This window comes from Phytohabitans flavus, assembly GCF_011764545.1.
Classification (GTDB): Bacteria; Actinomycetota; Actinomycetes; order Mycobacteriales; family Micromonosporaceae; genus Phytohabitans; species Phytohabitans flavus.
The window spans coordinates 5723510-5740505 of the sequence record NZ_AP022870.1 but is presented as its reverse complement, the minus strand read 5'-3'; the positions used below and the strand labels follow the sequence as shown (position 1 = coordinate 5740505).

The following is a 16996-nucleotide window of genomic DNA, read 5'->3' as shown; positions in this document are numbered from 1 at the left end:
GGCGATAATGACCGCGTGACAGCGGCCTCAGCAATTGACAAGAGCCGGATCCACTCGCTGACGCGCCCCAACATGGTCAGCGTCGGGACCATCGTGTGGCTCTCCAGCGAGCTCATGTTCTTCGCGGCGCTCTTCGCGATGTACTTCTCGATCCGCGCGGCTGCCCCGAGCAGTGGGAGAAGCACACCGAGATCCTCAACCTGCCGTACGCGACGACGTTCACGCTGATCCTTGTCGCGTCGTCGGTGACCTGCCAGTTCGGCGTCTTCGCCGCGGAGCGGGGCGACGTGCATTCGCTACGCCGCTGGTTCACCCTCACGTTCGTGCTGGGCCTCATCTTCGTGCTGGGCCAGGCCAACGAGTACCGCACGCTCGTGCACGAGGGCGTGAAGATCAACGAGGACGGCTACGGGTCGATGTTCTACCTGACCACCGGCTTCCACGGCCTGCACGTGAGCGGTGGCCTTGTGGCGTTCCTCATCTTCATGGCCCGCACCACGATGGGCCGGTTCACGCCGGCGCAGGCCACCTCGGCGATCGTCGTCTCGTACTACTGGCACTTCGTCGACGTCGTCTGGATCGCGCTGTTCTCGATGATCTACCTCTTGCAGTGAACAGGTCGTCACGTCCCGCCCGCTTGGTTCGTCCCATAGTTATGAAGGACATCTGGCATGACTTCTGACACCCCCGGCGGCCTGATGGCGCGGCTGCGCCGCAGGCGGTCACAACCGCGCGGCCGGGTGCGGCGGCGCCTGGGCACGGTGGTGCGCCTCACCCTCGCGCTGACGCTCGCCGGCGGTGTGTACGCCGTCTTCGCCCCTGGCCTGTCGGCCGACGACACGCCGCAGTTGTCGACCGCGGCCGAAGAGGGCAAGGCGCTCTTCGACCAGAGCTGCATCAGCTGCCACGGTCGCAACGCGCAGGGCGTGCCGGACCGCGGGCCGAGCCTGATCGGCGTGGGCGCGGCGGCGGTCGAGTTCCAGGTCAGCACCGGCCGCATGCCGATGGCGCGGCAAGAGGCGCAGGCGCCGCGCAAGCCCGCGATGTTCGATGACGACCAGACCCGCCAGCTGGCCCAGTACATCCAGGAGCTCGGCGGCGGCCCGCAGGTCCCCGAGGGCGGCCTGCGCGCGCCGCAGGGCGACGAGGAGACGATCGCCCGCGGCGGCAACCTCTTCCGGATCAACTGCTCGTCGTGCCACGCCTTCGGCGGTGGCGGCGGCGCCCTGTCGTCCGGCAAGTACGCGCCGTCGCTCAGCGAGGCCACCGACAAACAGCTCTACGCCGCCATGCTGACCGGCCCGCAGAACATGCCGGTCTTCGGTGACAACCAGCTCACGCCGGACCAGAAGAAGGAGATCATCTCCTACGTTCAGGAGTCCCTCAAGCAGGACAGGGACCCGGGCGGTTGGGGCCTTGGCCGCTTCGGTCCGGTGACCGAGGGTCTCGCGATCTTCCTGGTCGGCATCGTCCTGCTGGTGTTCACGGCCCTCTGGATTGCGGGGAAGTCATGACCACGGATACACACGGCCACGACGTCGACCGGGACGAGGTCGACATCGACGACCCGCGGCTGTCGCGGTTCGAGATCGTCCGCGAGGGCGCGCGGCGGGACGGCATCGAGATCGTTCACTACGAGGACCCGTTCCCGATACCGGGCACCAAGGCCGAGCGCCGGACGGTCCGCACGGTGGCGCTGCTCTTCCTGATCACCGGTGTGGCGGCGACCGCCTTCATGCTCATCTACATCTTGTGGCCGTGGCGGTACGAGCTGGGCGCCAACAGCAGCAAGCTCTACACGCCGCTGCTCGGGCTCACCCTCGGCATCGCGCTGTTCGGCATCGGCTTCGGCATCCTGAGCTGGGGCAAGAAGCTCATGCCGCGAGAGATCGCGATCCAGGACCGCCACGACGGCCCGTCCGACCGGCAAGAGCGCAAGCTGACCGGCGAGACGCTGGCGTACATGGTGGACGATCTGGGCATCAAGCGCCGCAAGTGGCTCGGCCTGGCCGCACTGGCCGGCCTCGCGCCGGTCGGCCTGGTGGCCGCCGCCCCGCTCATCGGTGGCCTGATCAAGGACCCGACCAAGGAGCGCATCCTCTTCCGTACGGGCTGGGACCCGGCCGAAAACGGGGGCAAGCTGGTGCGCCTCACCCGCGAGGACGGCACGCCGATCCGCCCCGAGGACGTGAGCGTGGGCGGCCAGATGACGGTCTTCCCGGGTATCCCGGACGGCGCGACCAACGAGCACGCCGACTCTCCCACGCTCCTGATCCACCTGCGGACGAAGGACGCGGAGAAGACCCGCGCCGACGCCAAGCCGATCAACGTGGGCGCCCAGTGGGGAAACTTCGTGGCATTCTCGAAGATCTGCACCCACGCGGGCTGCCCGGCCAGCCTCTACGAGCAGCAGACCAACCGGCTGCTCTGCCCGTGCCACCAGTCGCAGTTCCTGATTACCGACAACGCCCGACCGATCTTCGGTCCCGCCACGCGTAGCCTGCCCCAGCTGCCCATCACGGTGGACGAGGAAGGTTTCTTCGTGGCCACGGCCGACTACAAGGTGGCTGTTGGGCCAGCATTTTGGGAGCGGCCATGAAGCGCCGAAAGGTAGACGTCAACGCGGTACCTGGCAAGGTGGCCGGCGGGCTGGACGAGCGGTTCCAGGCGGCCACGCCGCTGCGCAGCATCCTCAACAAGGTCTTCCCGGACCACTGGTCGTTCCTGCTCGGCGAGATTGCGCTCTTCTCGTTCATCGTGCTGATCCTGACCGGTACGTTCCTGACGTTCTTCTACACCCCGTCGCTCACGACGGTGACGTACGACGGCAGCTACGCGCCGCTGCGCGGCGTGCACATGTCCGAGGCATACGCGTCCAGCCTCAACCTGTCGTTCGACGTGCGCGGCGGCCTGATCATGCGCCAGATGCACCACTGGGCGGCGCTGACCTTCGTGGCCGCGATCGTGGTGCACATGTTCCGGATCTTCTTCACCGGGGCGTTCCGGAAGCCGCGCGAGACCAACTGGATCATCGGACTCACGCTCTTCTGGCTGGGCTTCCTGAACGGCTTCACCGGGTACTCGCTGCCGGACGACGCGCTCTCCGGCACCGGCCTGCGGATCGCCTCGGCGATCATGCTGTCGATCCCGGTGATCGGCTCGTGGGTCACTACGTCGATCTTCAACGGCGAGTTCCCCGGCCACGTCATCATGAGCCGGTTCTACATCGCGCACGTGTTCCTCATCCCGCTCGCGCTGCTCGCGCTGATCAGCGTCCATCTGGGCCTTGTCTTCAAGCAGAAGCACACCCAGTGGCCGGGCCCGGGGCGCACCGAGCACAACGTGGTCGGCGAGCGCTTCGTGCCGCGGTACACGATCAAGCAGGGCGGCTTCTTCATGATCGTCTTCGGCGTCATCGCGCTGATGGGCGGTCTCTTCCAGATCAACCCGATCTGGCTCTTCGGCCCGTACGAGGCGTACACGGTCTCGGCGGCCAGCCAGCCCGACTGGTACGTCATGTTCCTCGACGGCTCGACGCGGCTCTTCCCGGCATGGGAGCTACGTTTCGACCTATGGGGCTGGGGTGAGGGCTATACCGTCCCACCGATCTTCTGGCCGACGGTGGTGCTGCCTGGGCTCTTGACGGTCCTGCCGATGGCCTATCCGTTCATCGAGGCCAGGCTGACCAAGGACTACCGTTCGCACAACCTGCTCCAGCGCCCGCGCGACGTGCCCGCGCGCACCTCGCTCGGCGCGATGGCGATCGCGTTCTGGCTGGTCCTGACGCTCTCCGGTGGCAACGACGTCATCGCCGACAAGTTCCACATCAGCCTGAACGCGATGACCTGGGCCGGCCGCATAGGCCTGCTGCTGGCGCCGCCACTGGCGTACTACATCACGTACCGGATCTGCCTCGGCCTCCAGCAGCACGACCGCGAGGTGCTGGCACACGGCGTGGAGACGGGCATCATCCGCCGGCTCCCGGATGGGCGCTTCATCGAGGTGCACCAGCCGCTCGCGCCGGTCGACGACGAGGGACACGGCCACCTGGAGTACGCGGGCTGGGTCGTCCCGAAGAAGATGAACCGGCTTGGCGCGCTCGCCCCGGCGATCCGCGGCTTCTTCTTCCCGATCGAAAAGCCGGCCGAGGCCCCGGTCTCGCCCGGCCACCCGCCGGTCGAGCCGAAGTCGAAGCGCGAGGAGATCACCAAGTAAGGGTCACCAAGCGGTACGAGGCCGCGGTCCGCATCAGCGGGCCGCGGCCTCTTCCGTCTCACCCTCCGCATTTCCGGGCCGGCTCGGTGTGAGGCCCACCGCCAACGCGGCCGTCACCGTCGTGCACACCGGCGTACCTGACTGGGCCCGGTACACCCGGCGGGCCGACATCCTCGTCGCGGCCGCCGGTGTGCCCGGCATCGTCCAGCCCGAGCACGTGCGGCCGGGTGCGGTGGTCATCGGGGCGGGAGTGCGGTACGCCGGGCGCCGCCTCCTGCCGGACGTCGACGAGGCCTGTACCGAGGTCGCCGGCGCCATCACGCCCCGGGTCGGCGGCGTCGGCCCCACGACGGTCGCGATGCTCTTCCGCAACGCGGTCCGCGCGGCCGAACGCGCCTCGGGGATCAGGCCTTAGACCACTGCGCGACCCGCGCGGCGATACCGTCCGCGGACCGGACCCAGGTGAAGTGGTCGGCGCCGGCGATCGTGAGGCGCTCGCGGGTGACCGGGGCGGACTCCAGCTTGGCGCACAGGTGGTCGACCGTCTCGTGCGGCGTGTACTGGTCGTGGTCGACGCTGATGGCCAGCACCGGCGTGCGTACACCGTGCAGCGCCGCCTCTACGTCCAGGCCGTCGAGGTGGGGGAAGCGGCCGGTCCGTGCCGTGTACGCCCAGTCGCGGATCACGCCCCTCGCCTGCCGGCCGCCGAAGCCCCACCCCGGCCAGACCCGCAGCAGCGTGCCGGTGGCGCCGATCACCTGGGTCATCGCCAGCACGGCGTGGCGGCGGCCCGGGTACGTGCGCCAGTAGGGGAGGCCGACCGCCACCAGCACTACGCCGTCCAAGTCGGAGTCGCCGGAGCTCAGCGCCAGGTGCAGCAGGGCCGCCTGGCCGCCCAGCGAGTGGCCGAGCACAAGCCTGCGGCGGCCGTCCAGCCTCGGCTTCAGCGCTTCCTGCACCGCGCCGATGTCGGCGGCCAGGTCCGCGTACCCATACCGGGAGGAGCGGCTGGGTGGCGGCGTGCTGGCACCGGTGCCGCGCAGGTCGGCCACGACGACGGCCAGCCCGGCCCTTCGGAGTGACGCGGCCAGCGGCCGGTAGTAGCGGCCGCGCACACCCATGGCCGGCCAGACCACGACAACCGGAGCGTTTTCGACGCCATCGGGCTCCGGATAGATCTGGAGGCCGAGGCGGTCGGAGCCGCGGTCGAGGTGCTCCTGGAGGTATTCCTCCTCAGTCGGCATCGTCGAGGCCGATTGCGAACGCGCCCTCCAGGTCGTGCTTCGAGTAGGCGCGGAACGCGATGTGGGTATCGGTGTCGATCACGCCGGGTGTCTTGTTGATGGACCCGGCGATCACCTCGGCGATCTGCTCGTACTCCCGCACGCGCACGATCGCTATGAGGTCGACGTGGCCGGCGACCGAGTAGACCTCGCTGACGTTGGGCAGGTTGGCCAGGGTCTCGGCCACCTCGGGGATCGAGTCGGTGGCGCAGTCGATCAGGACGATCGCGGTGATCACGCGCTTACCCTATCGGCATCGGTGGCCGGCTCGTCATCCCTCCGGCGCCCTGCTCGTCGAGCCAACGGGCGTGCGCCTCCCAGGCCGACTGCTTCGTGGTGCCGAGGGCGGCACCGATCTGCGACCAGGAGGCGCCGGCCGACCGCGCCGAACGCACGCCGAGCTGGCGCCCGTAGCCCGCCTTGCGCGCGATCAGCTCGCCAAGCGCGAGCATCTCCAGCGCCTCCTCTTTCGACAGGGGCGGTGCCGCGGGCGGCTCACCCTCCTCGTTCGGCGAGGCCAGCGCGTCGCGGGTACGGAGAGTGTCGTAGCGGGCCACGGCGGTATGCAGGGTGTGCTGGCGCTCCAGCTCGTCCGGCGTCGACATGCACCCCACTATGTCGTCAAGGCACCCTGACGTCAAGTCGCCCTGACGAGGTTTGTTTTTAAGGCGAGGGGTATCGGAGCGGGCATGCATCGCCCCACCGCCCTGCTCTCGCGCATCGTTCCCTTCAACCAGACGTCCCGCCTCCTCGCCGCGGTCGACCGGTCCGCCGAAGGGCACAAGAGACCGGACGACCCCCGACAGCCGTCACCACCGAGCTGATCGCGCTGGGTCTGAACCTGACCGGTGCGGGCGTCGCGGTCGCGGGCGGCGTGACCAGGATGGCGCGGCTGCCCGCTGCCGTACCGGCACTCATCTCGGCCGCCGTGAACGTGCCGCAGTTGCGCTCGGCGGTCCGTTCCAGGCTCGGGCCCACGTGGTCGGAACCTGTCGTGGCGGCCGGCGAGGCGGCGCTCGGCGCGCTGGCCGGACAGCCGGTGGGGCTGATGGTCGATGCCGTGCATCGCGTGCAGCGGCTCACGGAGGCGCGGGCCCGGGCGGCGGCGTGGGCCCGGCGGGCGGGCGATCTGTTCGCCGACGACGCGCCCGTGCTGGACGAGGACGAGGAGGAGCAGGAAGAGAGCCACGACCGGCCCCGCCCGTTGGCCGAGGGGCCGGTCGAGCGGTACGCCTCGCGCGCGGCCACCATCGGCCTTGGTGCTACGGCCGGCGCACTGCTCGCCGCCTCGCCCCAGCTTTCCGTGGCCGCCCTCGCCGCCACCACGCCGAAGCCCGCGCGGCTGGCGAAGGAGTCGTTCGGCGCCCGCCTCGGCCGGTGCGTCTCCGAGCACGGCGTCGTGGTGCAGGACCGGGAGGCGCTGCGGCGGCTCGACCGGGTGAACACCGTCGTGGTCGAGGCCGGCGTACTCGTCACCGGCCGGTGGATGATCGACGAGGTGGTGCCGAACGGTGTCGAGCCGGACCTCGACGACGCGGACCTGCACGCCCGCGCGCTCGAACTCCTCGACCCGGCCGACCCTCCCAGGAGCGGCAGCGGCACGGCTGGCGCATCGCACCGGGTGAGCGCGGCGAGCGGTACACGGTGACGCTCTTCCACCACGACCGCGCGGTGGCCGACGTGCGGCTCGTCACCGAGCTGGACCCGTACGCCGAGGCGATGGTCTCCGCGGCCGCCGGTGTCGGTGATGTCTACGTCGCCGGCATCTCCAGCCGCCTCGACCGCCGGCTCAAGGTGACCGGCGCCCTCCCAGGCGGCGTACACCTGACCGCCTCCCTCCGCCAGCTGGAGCGGGACGGCAAGGGTGTCGTCCTGGTCGCCGGCCATGGCCGGAGCGCACACGCCGCCGCCGACGTCGGTATCGCGGTGATCGGCCGGGGCCCGGTGACCCCGGCCCGCCGCGGCCTCGGCCACCTGGTCTGCGGACCGAGTCTCGCCGACGTGGTACAGCTGCTGAGCGCGGTCCCCGCCGCCCGCCAAGCCGCCGCATCGGGTGCGCGCATCGCCGTCTACGAGAGCGTCGCCGCGACAGTGCTCGGGCTCGCCGGCCCCATGGGCGCCCGCAACGCCCTGATCGCCTCGAACGTGGCCGCGCTGGGTGGCATCGCCCTCGGCGTGTGGCACGCCGACCCGGTGGTACGCATGCGGCCGCCGCGCCCGGTGGATCGCAACCCCTGGCACGCGATACCTGTGCGCGAGGTACTCGCCCGGCTCCGCTCGTCGCCCCGAGGGCTGGGCAAGAAGGAGGCGGCCGAGCGGCAGCCGGACCGGGCCGAGGTCGAGCCCGATACGCCAGGCCTCGGCCGCGCCGTCGCGGAGGAGCTTGCCAACCCACTGACGCCAGCCCTCGCGGCTGGCGCCGGCCTCTCCGCCGCTGTCGGGTCCACATTGGACGCCGCGCTGATCGCCGGCGTGGTGCTCATAAACTCGATCGTCGGTGGGGTCCAGCGGCTCGGCGCCGACCGCGCGGTACGGCAGCTGGCCCGCCACGCATCCGTGCCGGTACCGCTGCTGCGGGACGGCGAGCGGGTCACGGTGCCGATCGAGGAAGTGGTACCGGGTGACGTGGTCGAGCTGCGGGCCGGGGACGCGGTGCCGGCCGACTGCCGGATCGTCGAGGCGGTCGGGCTGGAGATGGACGAGGCCAACCTGACCGGCGAGTCGCTGCCGGTGACGAAGACGGCCCAGCCGAGCGCCGCGCGCGTACCGGCCGACCGGGTGAGCATGGTCTACGAAGGAACGGCCGTCGCGGCCGGTCACGGCCTCGCCATCGTCGTGGCGGCCGGGCCGGACACGGAGGCTCGCAGGGCGGAGAGCCTTGCCCATCCGCCGAGGCCGGGTGCGGTACAAGACCGGCTGGGCCAGCTGACCCGCCAGGCCCTGCCGCTGTCGGTCGGTGCCGGCATACTGCTGCTGCTGGCCAACCTGCTGCGCGGGCAGCCGATGAGCCAGGCGTTGTCACCGGCGATCTCGCTCGCGGTGGCGGCCGTGCCGGAAGGGCTGCCGTCCGTGGCCACCGTCGCCCAGCTGGCCGCCGCGCGGCGGCTGTCTCGTCGCGGCGTACTCGTGCGCAACCCCGGCACGCTGGAGTCGCTCGGCCGAGTGCAGACGCTCTGCTTCGACAAGACCGGCACCCTCACCGAGGGGCGGCTACAACTGCGCGTGGTCACCGACGGCGCCGACGAGGGCGACCCGGACGCGCTGCCGCAGGGCCTGCGCGGGGTGCTGGCGGCGGCGCTGCGAGCCACGCCGGCGCACCGTACCGGCAAGCGCCTGCCGCACCCCACCGACCGCGCGGTGGCCGGTGGCGGCCAGGAGTCCGGCGTGACCGTCCACGACGGACTGTCCGGTTGGGACCGGCAGCAGGAGCTGCCCTTCGAGCCACGGCGGGGACTGCACGCGGTCACGGGTACCACCGGGAACGGGCAGGTGGTCAGCGTCAAGGGCGCACCGGAGATCGTCGTGGGCCGGTGCACGTCCCGGTTGGTGGGCGGCACCGTCGAGCCGCTGGACGACGAGGCGCGGCAGGAGCTGACCCAGGCGGCCGGCCGGCTGGCTCGGCGCGGCTACCGGGTGCTCGCGGTCGCCGAGAACTCGGTGCCGGACGACTACACATTGGACGAAGAGCGCCTCGGAGAGCTGCGGTTCCTGGGCTTCGTCGGTATTGCGGACCGGGTGCGCCCGGCCGCGGCCGAGGCGGTGGCGAAGCTGCTGCGTGCGGGCGTCCGGGTCGTCATGGTGACGGGCGACCACCCGAGCACCGCCGAGTCGGTCGCGGACGAGCTCGGCCTCCTGAACGGCGGCCGGGTGCTCAGCGGCGAAGACATCGACGGGATGGACGACGACGAGCTGACCGAGATCCTGCCGCACGTCACGGTGTTCGCCCGTACGGCGCCGGCGCAGAAGGTCCGCCTCGTACGCCTCCTGCGCCGTGCCGGCCAGATCGTCGCGGTCACCGGCGACGGCGCCAACGACGCGCCGGCCATCCGCGCCGCGAACGTGGGCGTCGCCCTCGGCTCGCGCGCCACACCGGCCGCCCGCGACGCGGCTGACGTGGTGGTGACGGACGACCGGATCGAGACCGTCGTGGACGCGGTCGTTGAGGGGCGCATCCTCTGGTCGTCGGTCCGGGACGCGCTGGCCCTGCTGCTCGGCGGCAACCTTGGCGAGGTCGGCTTCACGGTGGGTGCCGGCATCCTCGGCGGCCCGGGGCTCAACACCCGGCAGCTGCTGCTGGTCAACATGCTGACGGACGTCGTACCGGCGCTGGCGCTGGCCGCCCGGCCGCCAGCTGGGGCGACGGCCGAAGCACTGCTGGCCGAGGGCCCGGACGCCTCGCTCGGACCCGCACTCAACCGGGACATCCGGCAGCGCGCGGTGATCACGGCGGCGGCGACGGCCGTGGCCTGGACGCTCGCCCGGTTTACCGGCCCGCTCATGAACACGTCCACTGTGGCGCTTGTCGCCATGGTCGGTGCCCAGCTCGGCCAGACCATCGTGGCCGGCCGCCTCGACAAGGTCGTGGCCACCGCCTGCGTGGCCTCGCTGTTGCTGCTGGCCGCCGCCGTACAGATTCCTGGCCTGAGCCAGCTCCTGGGCTCGTCGCCGCTCGGCCCGGGCGGCTGGGGCATCGCGCTGGGCACCACCGTCGCCGCCGCGGTCATAGCCTGGTGGCTGTCATCCCGCCCCAAGCCGGCCGGTCCTCCCGCTGGCACCGGTGACGGCCCCCCGCCGGCCTCGGACGACGGTCCTGCGCCCGCGGCGGAGGAGGGGGCGCAGCCCGTTTCGGAGGAAAGGCCGCAGCCCGCTTCGGACGAACGGGTGCCGGCTGCCTCGGGCGGCAGGCCTCCCGCCGGCCGACCGCCCCTCCGCGCGGTCGCTTAGTCCCCCAGTTGATCAGGGACTTGATGGAGCGACACACCAGCCGACACGCCCACCAACTCCCTGATCAACTGGGGACTGTCAGGGTGCGGCCCACGCGGATTGCGTCTACTAGGTGCTCGTCCGGGGCTACGTAGCCGCCTGGCCAGACGACCGCTCGGGTCAGTGCGCCCTCCACGACCGCGCCGGCGCCGACCACCGCGGGACCGACCGGACCGGTTACCGTTGCGTCCTCGGCGATCAGGGTGCCGCCGCCGGCGGCGTGCAGGTTTGCCGCGAGGTAGTCGCGGGGCGTGCCGGTGTCCAGGAACGTGCCGGTGAACGTCAGGACCTCGAGCGCGCCCTCGGCCTCGGCCGGCCGCCACACCGTGCGTACGAGCTCGGCGGGCTCGGGCGTGAGGTCGCGTACGTACCGCCAGGGGAGCAGCGAGAAGCCGGCGAAGCGGTGGCCGGCGAAGCCGTACGGCTGGCCGGGCGCGGGCTGCCCGAAGAGGCGCACCGTCTCGCCGTCCCAGCCGTCCAGCAGCACCCCGGGATCCGCCCCGGGACCGGCGAGGTAGGCGTCGGCGTTACCCACCAGCGCGCCCCGGCCGTCGATCCAGGTCCGGAGCTTGCCCACCCCGCCGCTCGTACCCAATGGGTGCTCTTCGGGTGAGACGTGCGCCCGCCCTCCGGCGTGGGCGACCACCTGGTCACCGAGGTAGCTGGCGTTGACCGCGACCGTGGCCGGATCGGCGAAGCCGAGCCGGGCGACGCGGGCGAGCGCGTGGTCGAGGAGCGGGACGTTGCCGACCGGGCAGAGCGCCTTGGGCACGTGGGCGGTGAGCGGGCGCAGCCGCTGGCCCTCGCCGGCGGCCAGGATCACCGCGCAGACGTCACTCACGGCTTCAGCGCTGCCCACGGGCCGGGCTGGTCGGTGAGCGGGCCGATGCCGTAGTAGGCGAGCAGCTTGGCCGTGGCCCGGGTCAGCTTGGGCAGGTCGTCGAGGCGGTGCCAGGCGGCCTCGTAGACCTCGGCGCCGTCCACCTCGAGGGTCGTCGTGGACGCCGGCACGGAGGCCTCGAAGACGACGTCGACCCAACCCCGCGCGTGGACGATGGCGTTGGGCACCGCAGGGCGAAGCTCTTCCGGCCGCAGCCTGATGCCGGACTCCTCGGCAAGCTCGCGGGCCGCGCCCACGATCGGCGCCTCGCGCCGCTCCAGCAGGCCGGCCGGCAGGCTCCACCCGCGACCGGGCGGCTGGCGGAGCAGCAGCAGCCGCTCGCCGTCAGCATCAGAGTCGCGGACCAGGCAGACGGCTCCCACCACGTACTTGGGGACGGCCCGCCGCACGATCCACCGGCGCATGCCGACGGGCAGCCGGTAGAACACTCCGTAGGTAGCGGCGCGTATGGCTTTCACTTTGCCAGGCTAGCCGGGTGTCTACTCGCGCCGATCGACAAGGGCGATCAGCTGGTCGACGACGTCGTCGGGGGAGATCGTCCGGTCGACCACCGCGACGAGCATCGTCTCCAGGTCGGGGTAGCCGAGGTCGTCGGCGAGCGTGCGCAGCGGCATCTCGCTGGCGAGGCCGCGGTTGTGCTTGCGTAGCGCCAGCCCGATCGTCGCCCGGCCCAGCCGCACCTTGTCGGTGATGCTGATGCCCGGCTCCTCGTGGTCGGCGAACCACCGGTTGATCTGCATCTGCGCGTGCGGCGACTTGACGAAGTCGAGCCACTCGCGCTGCGGCCCGTGCGCGGCCTCGGTGAAGATCTCCACCACGTCGCCGTCCTGTAGCTCGGAGGCGAGCGGGGCGAGACGACCGTTGATCTTCGAGGCGAGGCAGTGGTCGCCGGTCTCGGCGGACAGCTCGTAGGCCAGGTCGACCGGGGTGGCGCCGGCCGGCAGCAGCACCTGCCGCCCGTCGGCGAAGACGAGGATCTGCGCTTCGGAGAGGTCACACCGCAGCGAGTGGAGGAACTGGGCCGCGTCGGCCGCCTCCTGCTCCCAGTCGAGCACCCGCCGCAGCCAGGCCAGCTCGTCGAGGCGCACCGACTCGTTGTGGTCCGACGGGCGCTTGTACCGGTAGTTGGCGGCTACCCCGTACTCCGCGGCGCGGTGCATCGACTCCGTGCGGATCAGCACCTCGACCGTGCGCTCGTCCGGCCCGATGACGGTGGTGTGCAGCGAGCGGTACAGGTTGTTCTTGGGGGAGGCGATGAAGTCCTTGAACCGGCCCGGCACCGGCCGCCACTGACCGTGGATCGCGCCGAGGGCCGCGTAACAGTCACCCTCCGGTCCGTCGACCACGACCGCGATGCGGGGCAGGTCGAACGGGACGCGGTGACTGCCGGCCACGGTGTCTTTCCAGATCGAGTAGTAGTGCCGTGGGCGGGGCGCGACGTTTGCCGTGACCTTGCCGCGCTTGAGCGTGACGCGGGCGTCGGAGACGACCGTGTCGAGGTAGCCCGCCCAGTCGGGGCGGTTGCGCACGTGGTGGTCGATCCGCTCGAACTCCTCCGGGTGGAGGTGCATCAGCACGATGTCGTCGAGCTCGCGCTTGAGCGCCTGGATGCCGAGCCGGTCGCAGAGCGGGACCAGCACCTCCTGCGTGGCCCGCGCGATGCGGGCGCGGGAGGCGGGGAGCGGGCGTCGAGCGTACGCATGTTGTGCACGCGGTCGGCGAGCTTGATGATCAGGACCCGCACGTCCTTGCCGGCCGCGACGATCATCTTGCGGATGGTCTCGGCCTCGGCCGCCTTGCCGTAGAACGACTTGTCGAACTTGGTCACGCCGTCGACCAGGTGGGCCACCTCGGGGCCGAAGTCGCCGTCGAGCGCCTGCAACGTATACGTCGTGTCCTCGACGGTGTCGTGCAGCAGGGCGGCGACCAGCGTGATGGTGTCCATGCCCAGCTCGGCGCAGATCTGCGCGACGGCGAGCGGGTGGGTGATGTAGGGCTCGCCGCTCTTGCGGAACTGCCCCCGGTGCATGTTTTCCGCGATCGCGTAGCCGCGCCGCAGCACGCCGGCGTCGGCATACGGGTGGATGGTGCGGTGGGTCCTGGCCAGCACCGTCACCGGGTCGTCGTCGGAGGACGAACTCCACGACAGGTAGGAACGCAACCGAGTCGCGAGGGGAAGGTCGGATGTCTGTGTCGGCAGGGCACGTCCGATTGCGGCGCCGTGGCCGGCGTCGACGTCCACCGAGACACCTCCCTCACGCGGTCATGCCGTAAACCGGGCGTTGGCTCCCAGGAATGCACTTGCCTAACAGCCTAAGTGAGTCTCGGTAGTACGAATGGTTACTTACTCATGAGCTTTCGGTCGAGTCTTTACCGGAAGCCGCCTTTTCGGCGCGAATGAGAAGATCACGAAGGCGCGCTGCCCCTCGGACGGGTGACGCCCAACCAGCGGACATTTGCACCAGACGGGTGTCCGGCCGCTCCAGCCAGGACAGAATCCGCTCGCTCTCCTCAGTGGACGCGGTGGGCTCGACCACGGTCTCGGCGGTGAGCCGGAGCATGTCGATCGTGGACCGTGGGTGCACCCGCGGGGTGACACGCCGGCCGCGGCGAGCCGCCCGTGCCGCACTATCGCCAGCTCCCACCCACCGGTCGACCTGTGGCGGCGGGCCGCGACGAGCTCGGCGATGCCGGTCACCCCGGAGAGGCGCTGCATGCGCACGGTCGCCCTGAGCAGGGCCGCCATGCGGGTACGGACCACGGCCGCCTCCTCGTACCGCTGAGCTTCGGAAAGCTTGCGGATACGCGCCAGCAGCGGGTCGACGAGCGGCCCGGGGTCGCCCGTGATCGCGTCCCGGAATGGCATGGCGGCCCGCTCCAGGTACTCCGCTGTGGAGATCCGGTGCTCGCACGGCGCGGGGCACTTGCCCAACTCGGCCAGCGCGCAGGCGGCCGTCTTGGTGCGCGTCGAGAGGCGCAGCGTGCACTGCCGCAGCGGCACCGCGTCGTGCACCCCGGCCGCGGCAAGCTCGGCCGAGCGCCGCGAGCTGAATGGTCCGAGGTACGCCGCCTCCGGCTCGGCCACCGCGCGGACCAGGGACAGGCGGGGGTAGGCCTCCGCGGTGAGCTTCAGCCAGACGACCCGCTCGGGGTACTTGGACCGCCGGTTGTACGGCGGGGCGTGCGCGGCGATCAGGCGCAGCTCGCGGACCTCAGCCTCCAGCGAGTGGGCGCACTCGACCGGCTCCACCGTCTCGGCCGCGGCCAGCATCTCGGAGATCCGGGCCCGCTTCTCGCCAGCGGTGAAGTAGCTGCGCACCCGGGTCGCGATGTCGCCGGACGTGCCGACGTAGAGGGGGCGGCCGTCGCCGGCCCGAAAGATATACACCCCCGGGACGTGCGGCAGTCCCTCGGCCAGGTGACGCTTGCGCCGCTGAGTGGGGGTGACCGCCTTGGCGAACTCGATCGCGTCGCCCACCGTGTGCACCCGGAAGCTGCCCAACCGGCCGATCAGCGCGTGCAGCACCTCCACCGTGGCCTGCGCGTCGTCGAGCGCCCGGTGGGTGGGCTGGCGGACGGTGTGGAAGTGGGCGGCCAGCGTGCCGAGCCGGTGGTTGGGCACCTCGTCGCGGGTCATCGCCCGCCTGGCCAGCGCGACCGTGTCGAGCACCTTGGGGTTGGGCCAGCGGTAGCCGTGCTTGGCGCAGGCCGCCTTGAGGAAGCCCACGTCATACGACGCGTTGTGCGCGACAAGCACGGCATCCCGCATGAACTCCAGGAAGCTGGGCAGCACCCGCTCGATCGGCGGCGCCTCGAAGGTCATCGCCTGGGTGATGCCGGTCAGCACGGTGATGAACGGCGGGATCGGCACCCCCGGGTTGACCAGCGTGGCGAGCACGCCCAGCTCCTCGCCACCGCGCACCTTGACGGCGCCGATCTCGGTGATGCCGCCACCGTCCGGCGCCCCGCCGGTGGTCTCCAGGTCGACGACGACGAACGTGGTCTCGCGCAGGGAGAGGGCGGCGGGATCGTCGAGCAGGGTGTCGAGCGTGCCCTGCACGTAGTCCACATTCGTCACGCGCGGCACGGTAGAACACAGGTACGACATCCGAGTGGTACCCGGAAAAGATCGCCTGCGTGACCGGGCGGGGATGGCGCTGGTGGTGGGACACTTGTGGGATGTCCGTACCGGTTCCGCCCGACGACCGCCCCGCAGGTGGCGCGGCTCATGGGGGGTCGGAGCCCGTTTCGGGTGATATGCCCACTAGTGACCCGGTTGTAGAAGTGCCGGAGCCGGAGCCGGTGCTGCCCGAGCCGGTCCGCCAGCGGGTGATCGCGCTGACCGCGGCGGCCCTGCCCACCCTCCCGAACGACGAGGTGCCGGTAGCGCTGCGCCGGGTGGCGAAGTTCGCGCCCAACCGCCGCGCCCGCCACGGCGGCCCCATGATCGCCACGCAGCTGGCCGGCGACCCGCTCTTCCGCCAGCGGATCACGAGCCGGGTGCTCGACGAGGCCGGCGAGCTGGGCGCCGCCGTGCTCGAGGGGGTCTGCCCGGCCGCCGCCGACCCGGTCGAGGTGGCCGCGCTCTCCTACCTGGCCCGCCCCTACAACTGGCGTGACCTGGTCTCCGCCGCTGGCGAGGCGGTCCGTGCCGAGGCCGACAGCGCGGCCGTCGCCGAGCTGCTCCGCGACGCCGAGCATCGCGCCACCCGTGCCGAGCACGACCGCGCGGTCGCGAAGGTCGAGGCCGAGAAGCTCCGCGACGAGCTGGCCCGCGTCCGCGAGGAGCTGGGCCAGATCCGCGAGGAGGCGCGGCAGACCACCCGCGCGCTACGCGAGACGCAGGCGCGCGAGCGCAAGGCCACCGAGATGCTGGCCACCGAGCGGGGCCGCGCTACGCGGACCACCGCCGACCACGACGCCGAACTCCGGCGGGTACGCGCGAAGCTCGCCGAGGCCGAAGCCATCGCCGGCAACGCGCGGGCCACCGCCAAGGAGGCGCGTGCCGTCGACGACGCGCGGCTGTGGCTGCTGCTGGAGACGATCGGCCAGGCCGCGGTGGGGCTGCGCCGCGAGCTGGCGCTGGACCCGGCCGAGCGGCGACCGGCCGACTTCGTGGCCGACACGTTCGCGGACCGGCCCGGCGAGGTCTCCAGCACCCGCGCGCTGGACGCCGACGACCCCGCCCGTCTCGACCAGCTGCTCGCCCTGCCTCGGGCCCATCTGGTGGTCGACGGTTACAACGTGACAAAGCGCGGCTTCGGTGAGATGTCGCTGGAGCAGCAGCGCAAACGCCTGATCACCGGCCTCGGCGGCATCGCGGCACAGACCGGCGACGAGGTGACGGTCGTTTTCGACGGCGCCGAGCGGGTGCATGGGCTGCCGCCCGCGCCGCGCAACGTACGGGTGCTCTTCTCTCGCAAGGGCGAGACGGCCGACGAGCTGATCCGCCGCCTGGTCCGCGCCGAGCCCTCGGGCCGGCCCGTCGTCGTGGTCTCCTCCGACCGCGAGGTGGCCGACGGGGTGCGCCGCCACGGTGCGTATCCGCTGGGTGCCGACGCCCTCCTACGCCGCCTGTCCCGCGTGTAATCAGTTTTGTCGTACCCCTCGCATA

At 71.5% G+C, this 16996-nt stretch carries 12 protein-coding genes and 4 pseudogenes; 9 read left to right on the top strand and 7 right to left on the bottom strand.

Translation table 11 applies throughout. From position 1 onward, the window contains the following. Nucleotides 1-15: 15 nt before the first annotated feature. From ctaE to Pflav_RS25070, 5 genes and pseudogenes are all read left to right on the top strand, one after another. Nucleotides 16-614: pseudogene (ctaE, locus tag Pflav_RS25090) on the top strand (aa3-type cytochrome oxidase subunit III). Nucleotides 615-671: 57 nt separating this feature from the next. Then, nucleotides 672-1514 carry a cytochrome bc1 complex diheme cytochrome c subunit gene (qcrC, locus tag Pflav_RS25085; protein ID WP_173038706.1) on the top strand — a complete coding sequence of 281 codons (843 nt, stop codon included), beginning with the start codon at nt 672-674 and terminating at the stop codon, nt 1512-1514. Next, nucleotides 1511-2599 (top strand): cytochrome bc1 complex Rieske iron-sulfur subunit, encoded by a 1089-nt coding sequence (qcrA, locus tag Pflav_RS25080; RefSeq protein WP_173038704.1) that lies wholly within the window; start codon nt 1511-1513, stop codon nt 2597-2599. Before qcrC ends, qcrA begins: the two co-directional genes overlap by 4 nt. Beyond that, complete coding sequence (qcrB, locus tag Pflav_RS25075) at nt 2596-4215, top strand: cytochrome bc1 complex cytochrome b subunit (protein ID WP_173038702.1); 1620 nt, start codon at nt 2596-2598, stop codon at nt 4213-4215. The genes qcrA and qcrB overlap by 4 nt, the downstream gene beginning before the upstream one ends. A gap of 91 nt (nt 4216-4306) precedes the next feature. Beyond that, a pseudogene (locus tag Pflav_RS25070) lies at nt 4307-4630 on the top strand (bifunctional 5,10-methylenetetrahydrofolate dehydrogenase/5,10-methenyltetrahydrofolate cyclohydrolase); the annotation flags it as partial. On the opposite strand, the gene Pflav_RS25065 reads toward Pflav_RS25070, so the two are convergent. Genes Pflav_RS25065 through Pflav_RS25055 form a run of 3 tightly spaced genes read right to left on the bottom strand, consistent with a single transcriptional unit; the run spans nt 4620 to nt 6103 of the window. Then, nucleotides 4620-5459 (bottom strand): alpha/beta hydrolase family protein, encoded by an 840-nt coding sequence (locus tag Pflav_RS25065; protein WP_173038700.1) that lies wholly within the window; start codon nt 5457-5459, stop codon nt 4620-4622. The pseudogene Pflav_RS25070 and the gene Pflav_RS25065 overlap by 11 nt on opposite strands. Further along, nucleotides 5449-5736, bottom strand: a complete 288-nt coding sequence (locus Pflav_RS25060) for an Lrp/AsnC family transcriptional regulator (RefSeq protein ID WP_173038698.1) — start codon at nt 5734-5736, stop codon at nt 5449-5451. The genes Pflav_RS25065 and Pflav_RS25060 overlap by 11 nt, the downstream gene beginning before the upstream one ends. A 4-nt stretch (nt 5737-5740) precedes the next feature. After that, on the bottom strand, nt 5741-6103 hold the full coding sequence (locus Pflav_RS25055) for a hypothetical protein (RefSeq protein ID WP_173038696.1): 363 nt from the start codon (nt 6101-6103) through the stop codon (nt 5741-5743). A gap of 84 nt (nt 6104-6187) precedes the next feature. Here Pflav_RS25055 and Pflav_RS47610 point away from each other — a divergent pair, with 84 nt between their 5' ends. From Pflav_RS47610 to Pflav_RS25045, 3 genes are read left to right on the top strand one after another with little or no spacing between them, the layout of a single operon-like run. Next, nucleotides 6188-6322 carry a hypothetical protein gene (locus Pflav_RS47610; RefSeq protein WP_269474538.1) on the top strand — a complete coding sequence of 45 codons (135 nt, stop codon included), beginning with the start codon at nt 6188-6190 and terminating at the stop codon, nt 6320-6322. Nucleotides 6323-6372: 50 nt separating this feature from the next. Next, a complete protein-coding gene (locus tag Pflav_RS25050; protein WP_173038694.1) occupies nt 6373-7146 on the top strand; it encodes a hypothetical protein in 774 nt (257 codons plus the stop codon). After that, nucleotides 7143-10442 (top strand): HAD-IC family P-type ATPase, encoded by a 3300-nt coding sequence (locus Pflav_RS25045; protein WP_173038692.1) that lies wholly within the window; start codon nt 7143-7145, stop codon nt 10440-10442. The genes Pflav_RS25050 and Pflav_RS25045 overlap by 4 nt, the downstream gene beginning before the upstream one ends. 64 nt (nt 10443-10506) lie before the next feature. On the opposite strand, the gene Pflav_RS25040 is transcribed toward Pflav_RS25045, so the two are convergent. From Pflav_RS25040 to Pflav_RS25025, 4 genes and pseudogenes are all read right to left on the bottom strand, one after another. Further along, nucleotides 10507-11322, bottom strand: a complete 816-nt coding sequence (locus tag Pflav_RS25040; protein WP_173038690.1) for a nucleotidyltransferase family protein — start codon at nt 11320-11322, stop codon at nt 10507-10509. Further along, on the bottom strand, nt 11319-11840 hold the full coding sequence (locus Pflav_RS25035) for an NUDIX domain-containing protein (protein WP_232071885.1): 522 nt from the start codon (nt 11838-11840) through the stop codon (nt 11319-11321). The genes Pflav_RS25040 and Pflav_RS25035 overlap by 4 nt, the downstream gene beginning before the upstream one ends. A 21-nt stretch (nt 11841-11861) precedes the next feature. Continuing rightward, nucleotides 11862-13624, bottom strand: a pseudogene (locus Pflav_RS25030) (RelA/SpoT family protein). Nucleotides 13625-13730: 106 nt separating this feature from the next. Further along, nucleotides 13731-15490: pseudogene (locus tag Pflav_RS25025) on the bottom strand (DEDD exonuclease domain-containing protein). A 149-nt stretch (nt 15491-15639) separates the two neighbouring features. On the opposite strand from Pflav_RS25025, the gene Pflav_RS25020 reads away from it, so the two are divergent. After that, complete coding sequence (locus Pflav_RS25020) at nt 15640-16971, top strand: NYN domain-containing protein (protein ID WP_232071884.1); 1332 nt, start codon at nt 15640-15642, stop codon at nt 16969-16971. The last annotated feature ends 25 nt before the right edge of the window (nt 16972-16996 follow it).

Coding starts and splice junctions, on each gene's coding strand:
- qcrC (WP_173038706.1), top strand. CDS start 672: ATGACTTCTGACACCCCCGGCGGCCTGATGGCGCGGCTGCGCCGCAGG.
- qcrA (WP_173038704.1), top strand. CDS start 1,511: ATGACCACGGATACACACGGCCACGACGTCGACCGGGACGAGGTCGAC.
- qcrB (WP_173038702.1), top strand. CDS start 2,596: ATGAAGCGCCGAAAGGTAGACGTCAACGCGGTACCTGGCAAGGTGGCC.
- Pflav_RS25065 (WP_173038700.1), bottom strand. CDS start 5,459: ATGCCGACTGAGGAGGAATACCTCCAGGAGCACCTCGACCGCGGCTCC.
- Pflav_RS25055 (WP_173038696.1), bottom strand. CDS start 6,103: ATGTCGACGCCGGACGAGCTGGAGCGCCAGCACACCCTGCATACCGCC.
- Pflav_RS47610 (WP_269474538.1), top strand. CDS start 6,188: ATGCATCGCCCCACCGCCCTGCTCTCGCGCATCGTTCCCTTCAACCAG.
- Pflav_RS25020 (WP_232071884.1), top strand. CDS start 15,640: ATGCCCACTAGTGACCCGGTTGTAGAAGTGCCGGAGCCGGAGCCGGTG.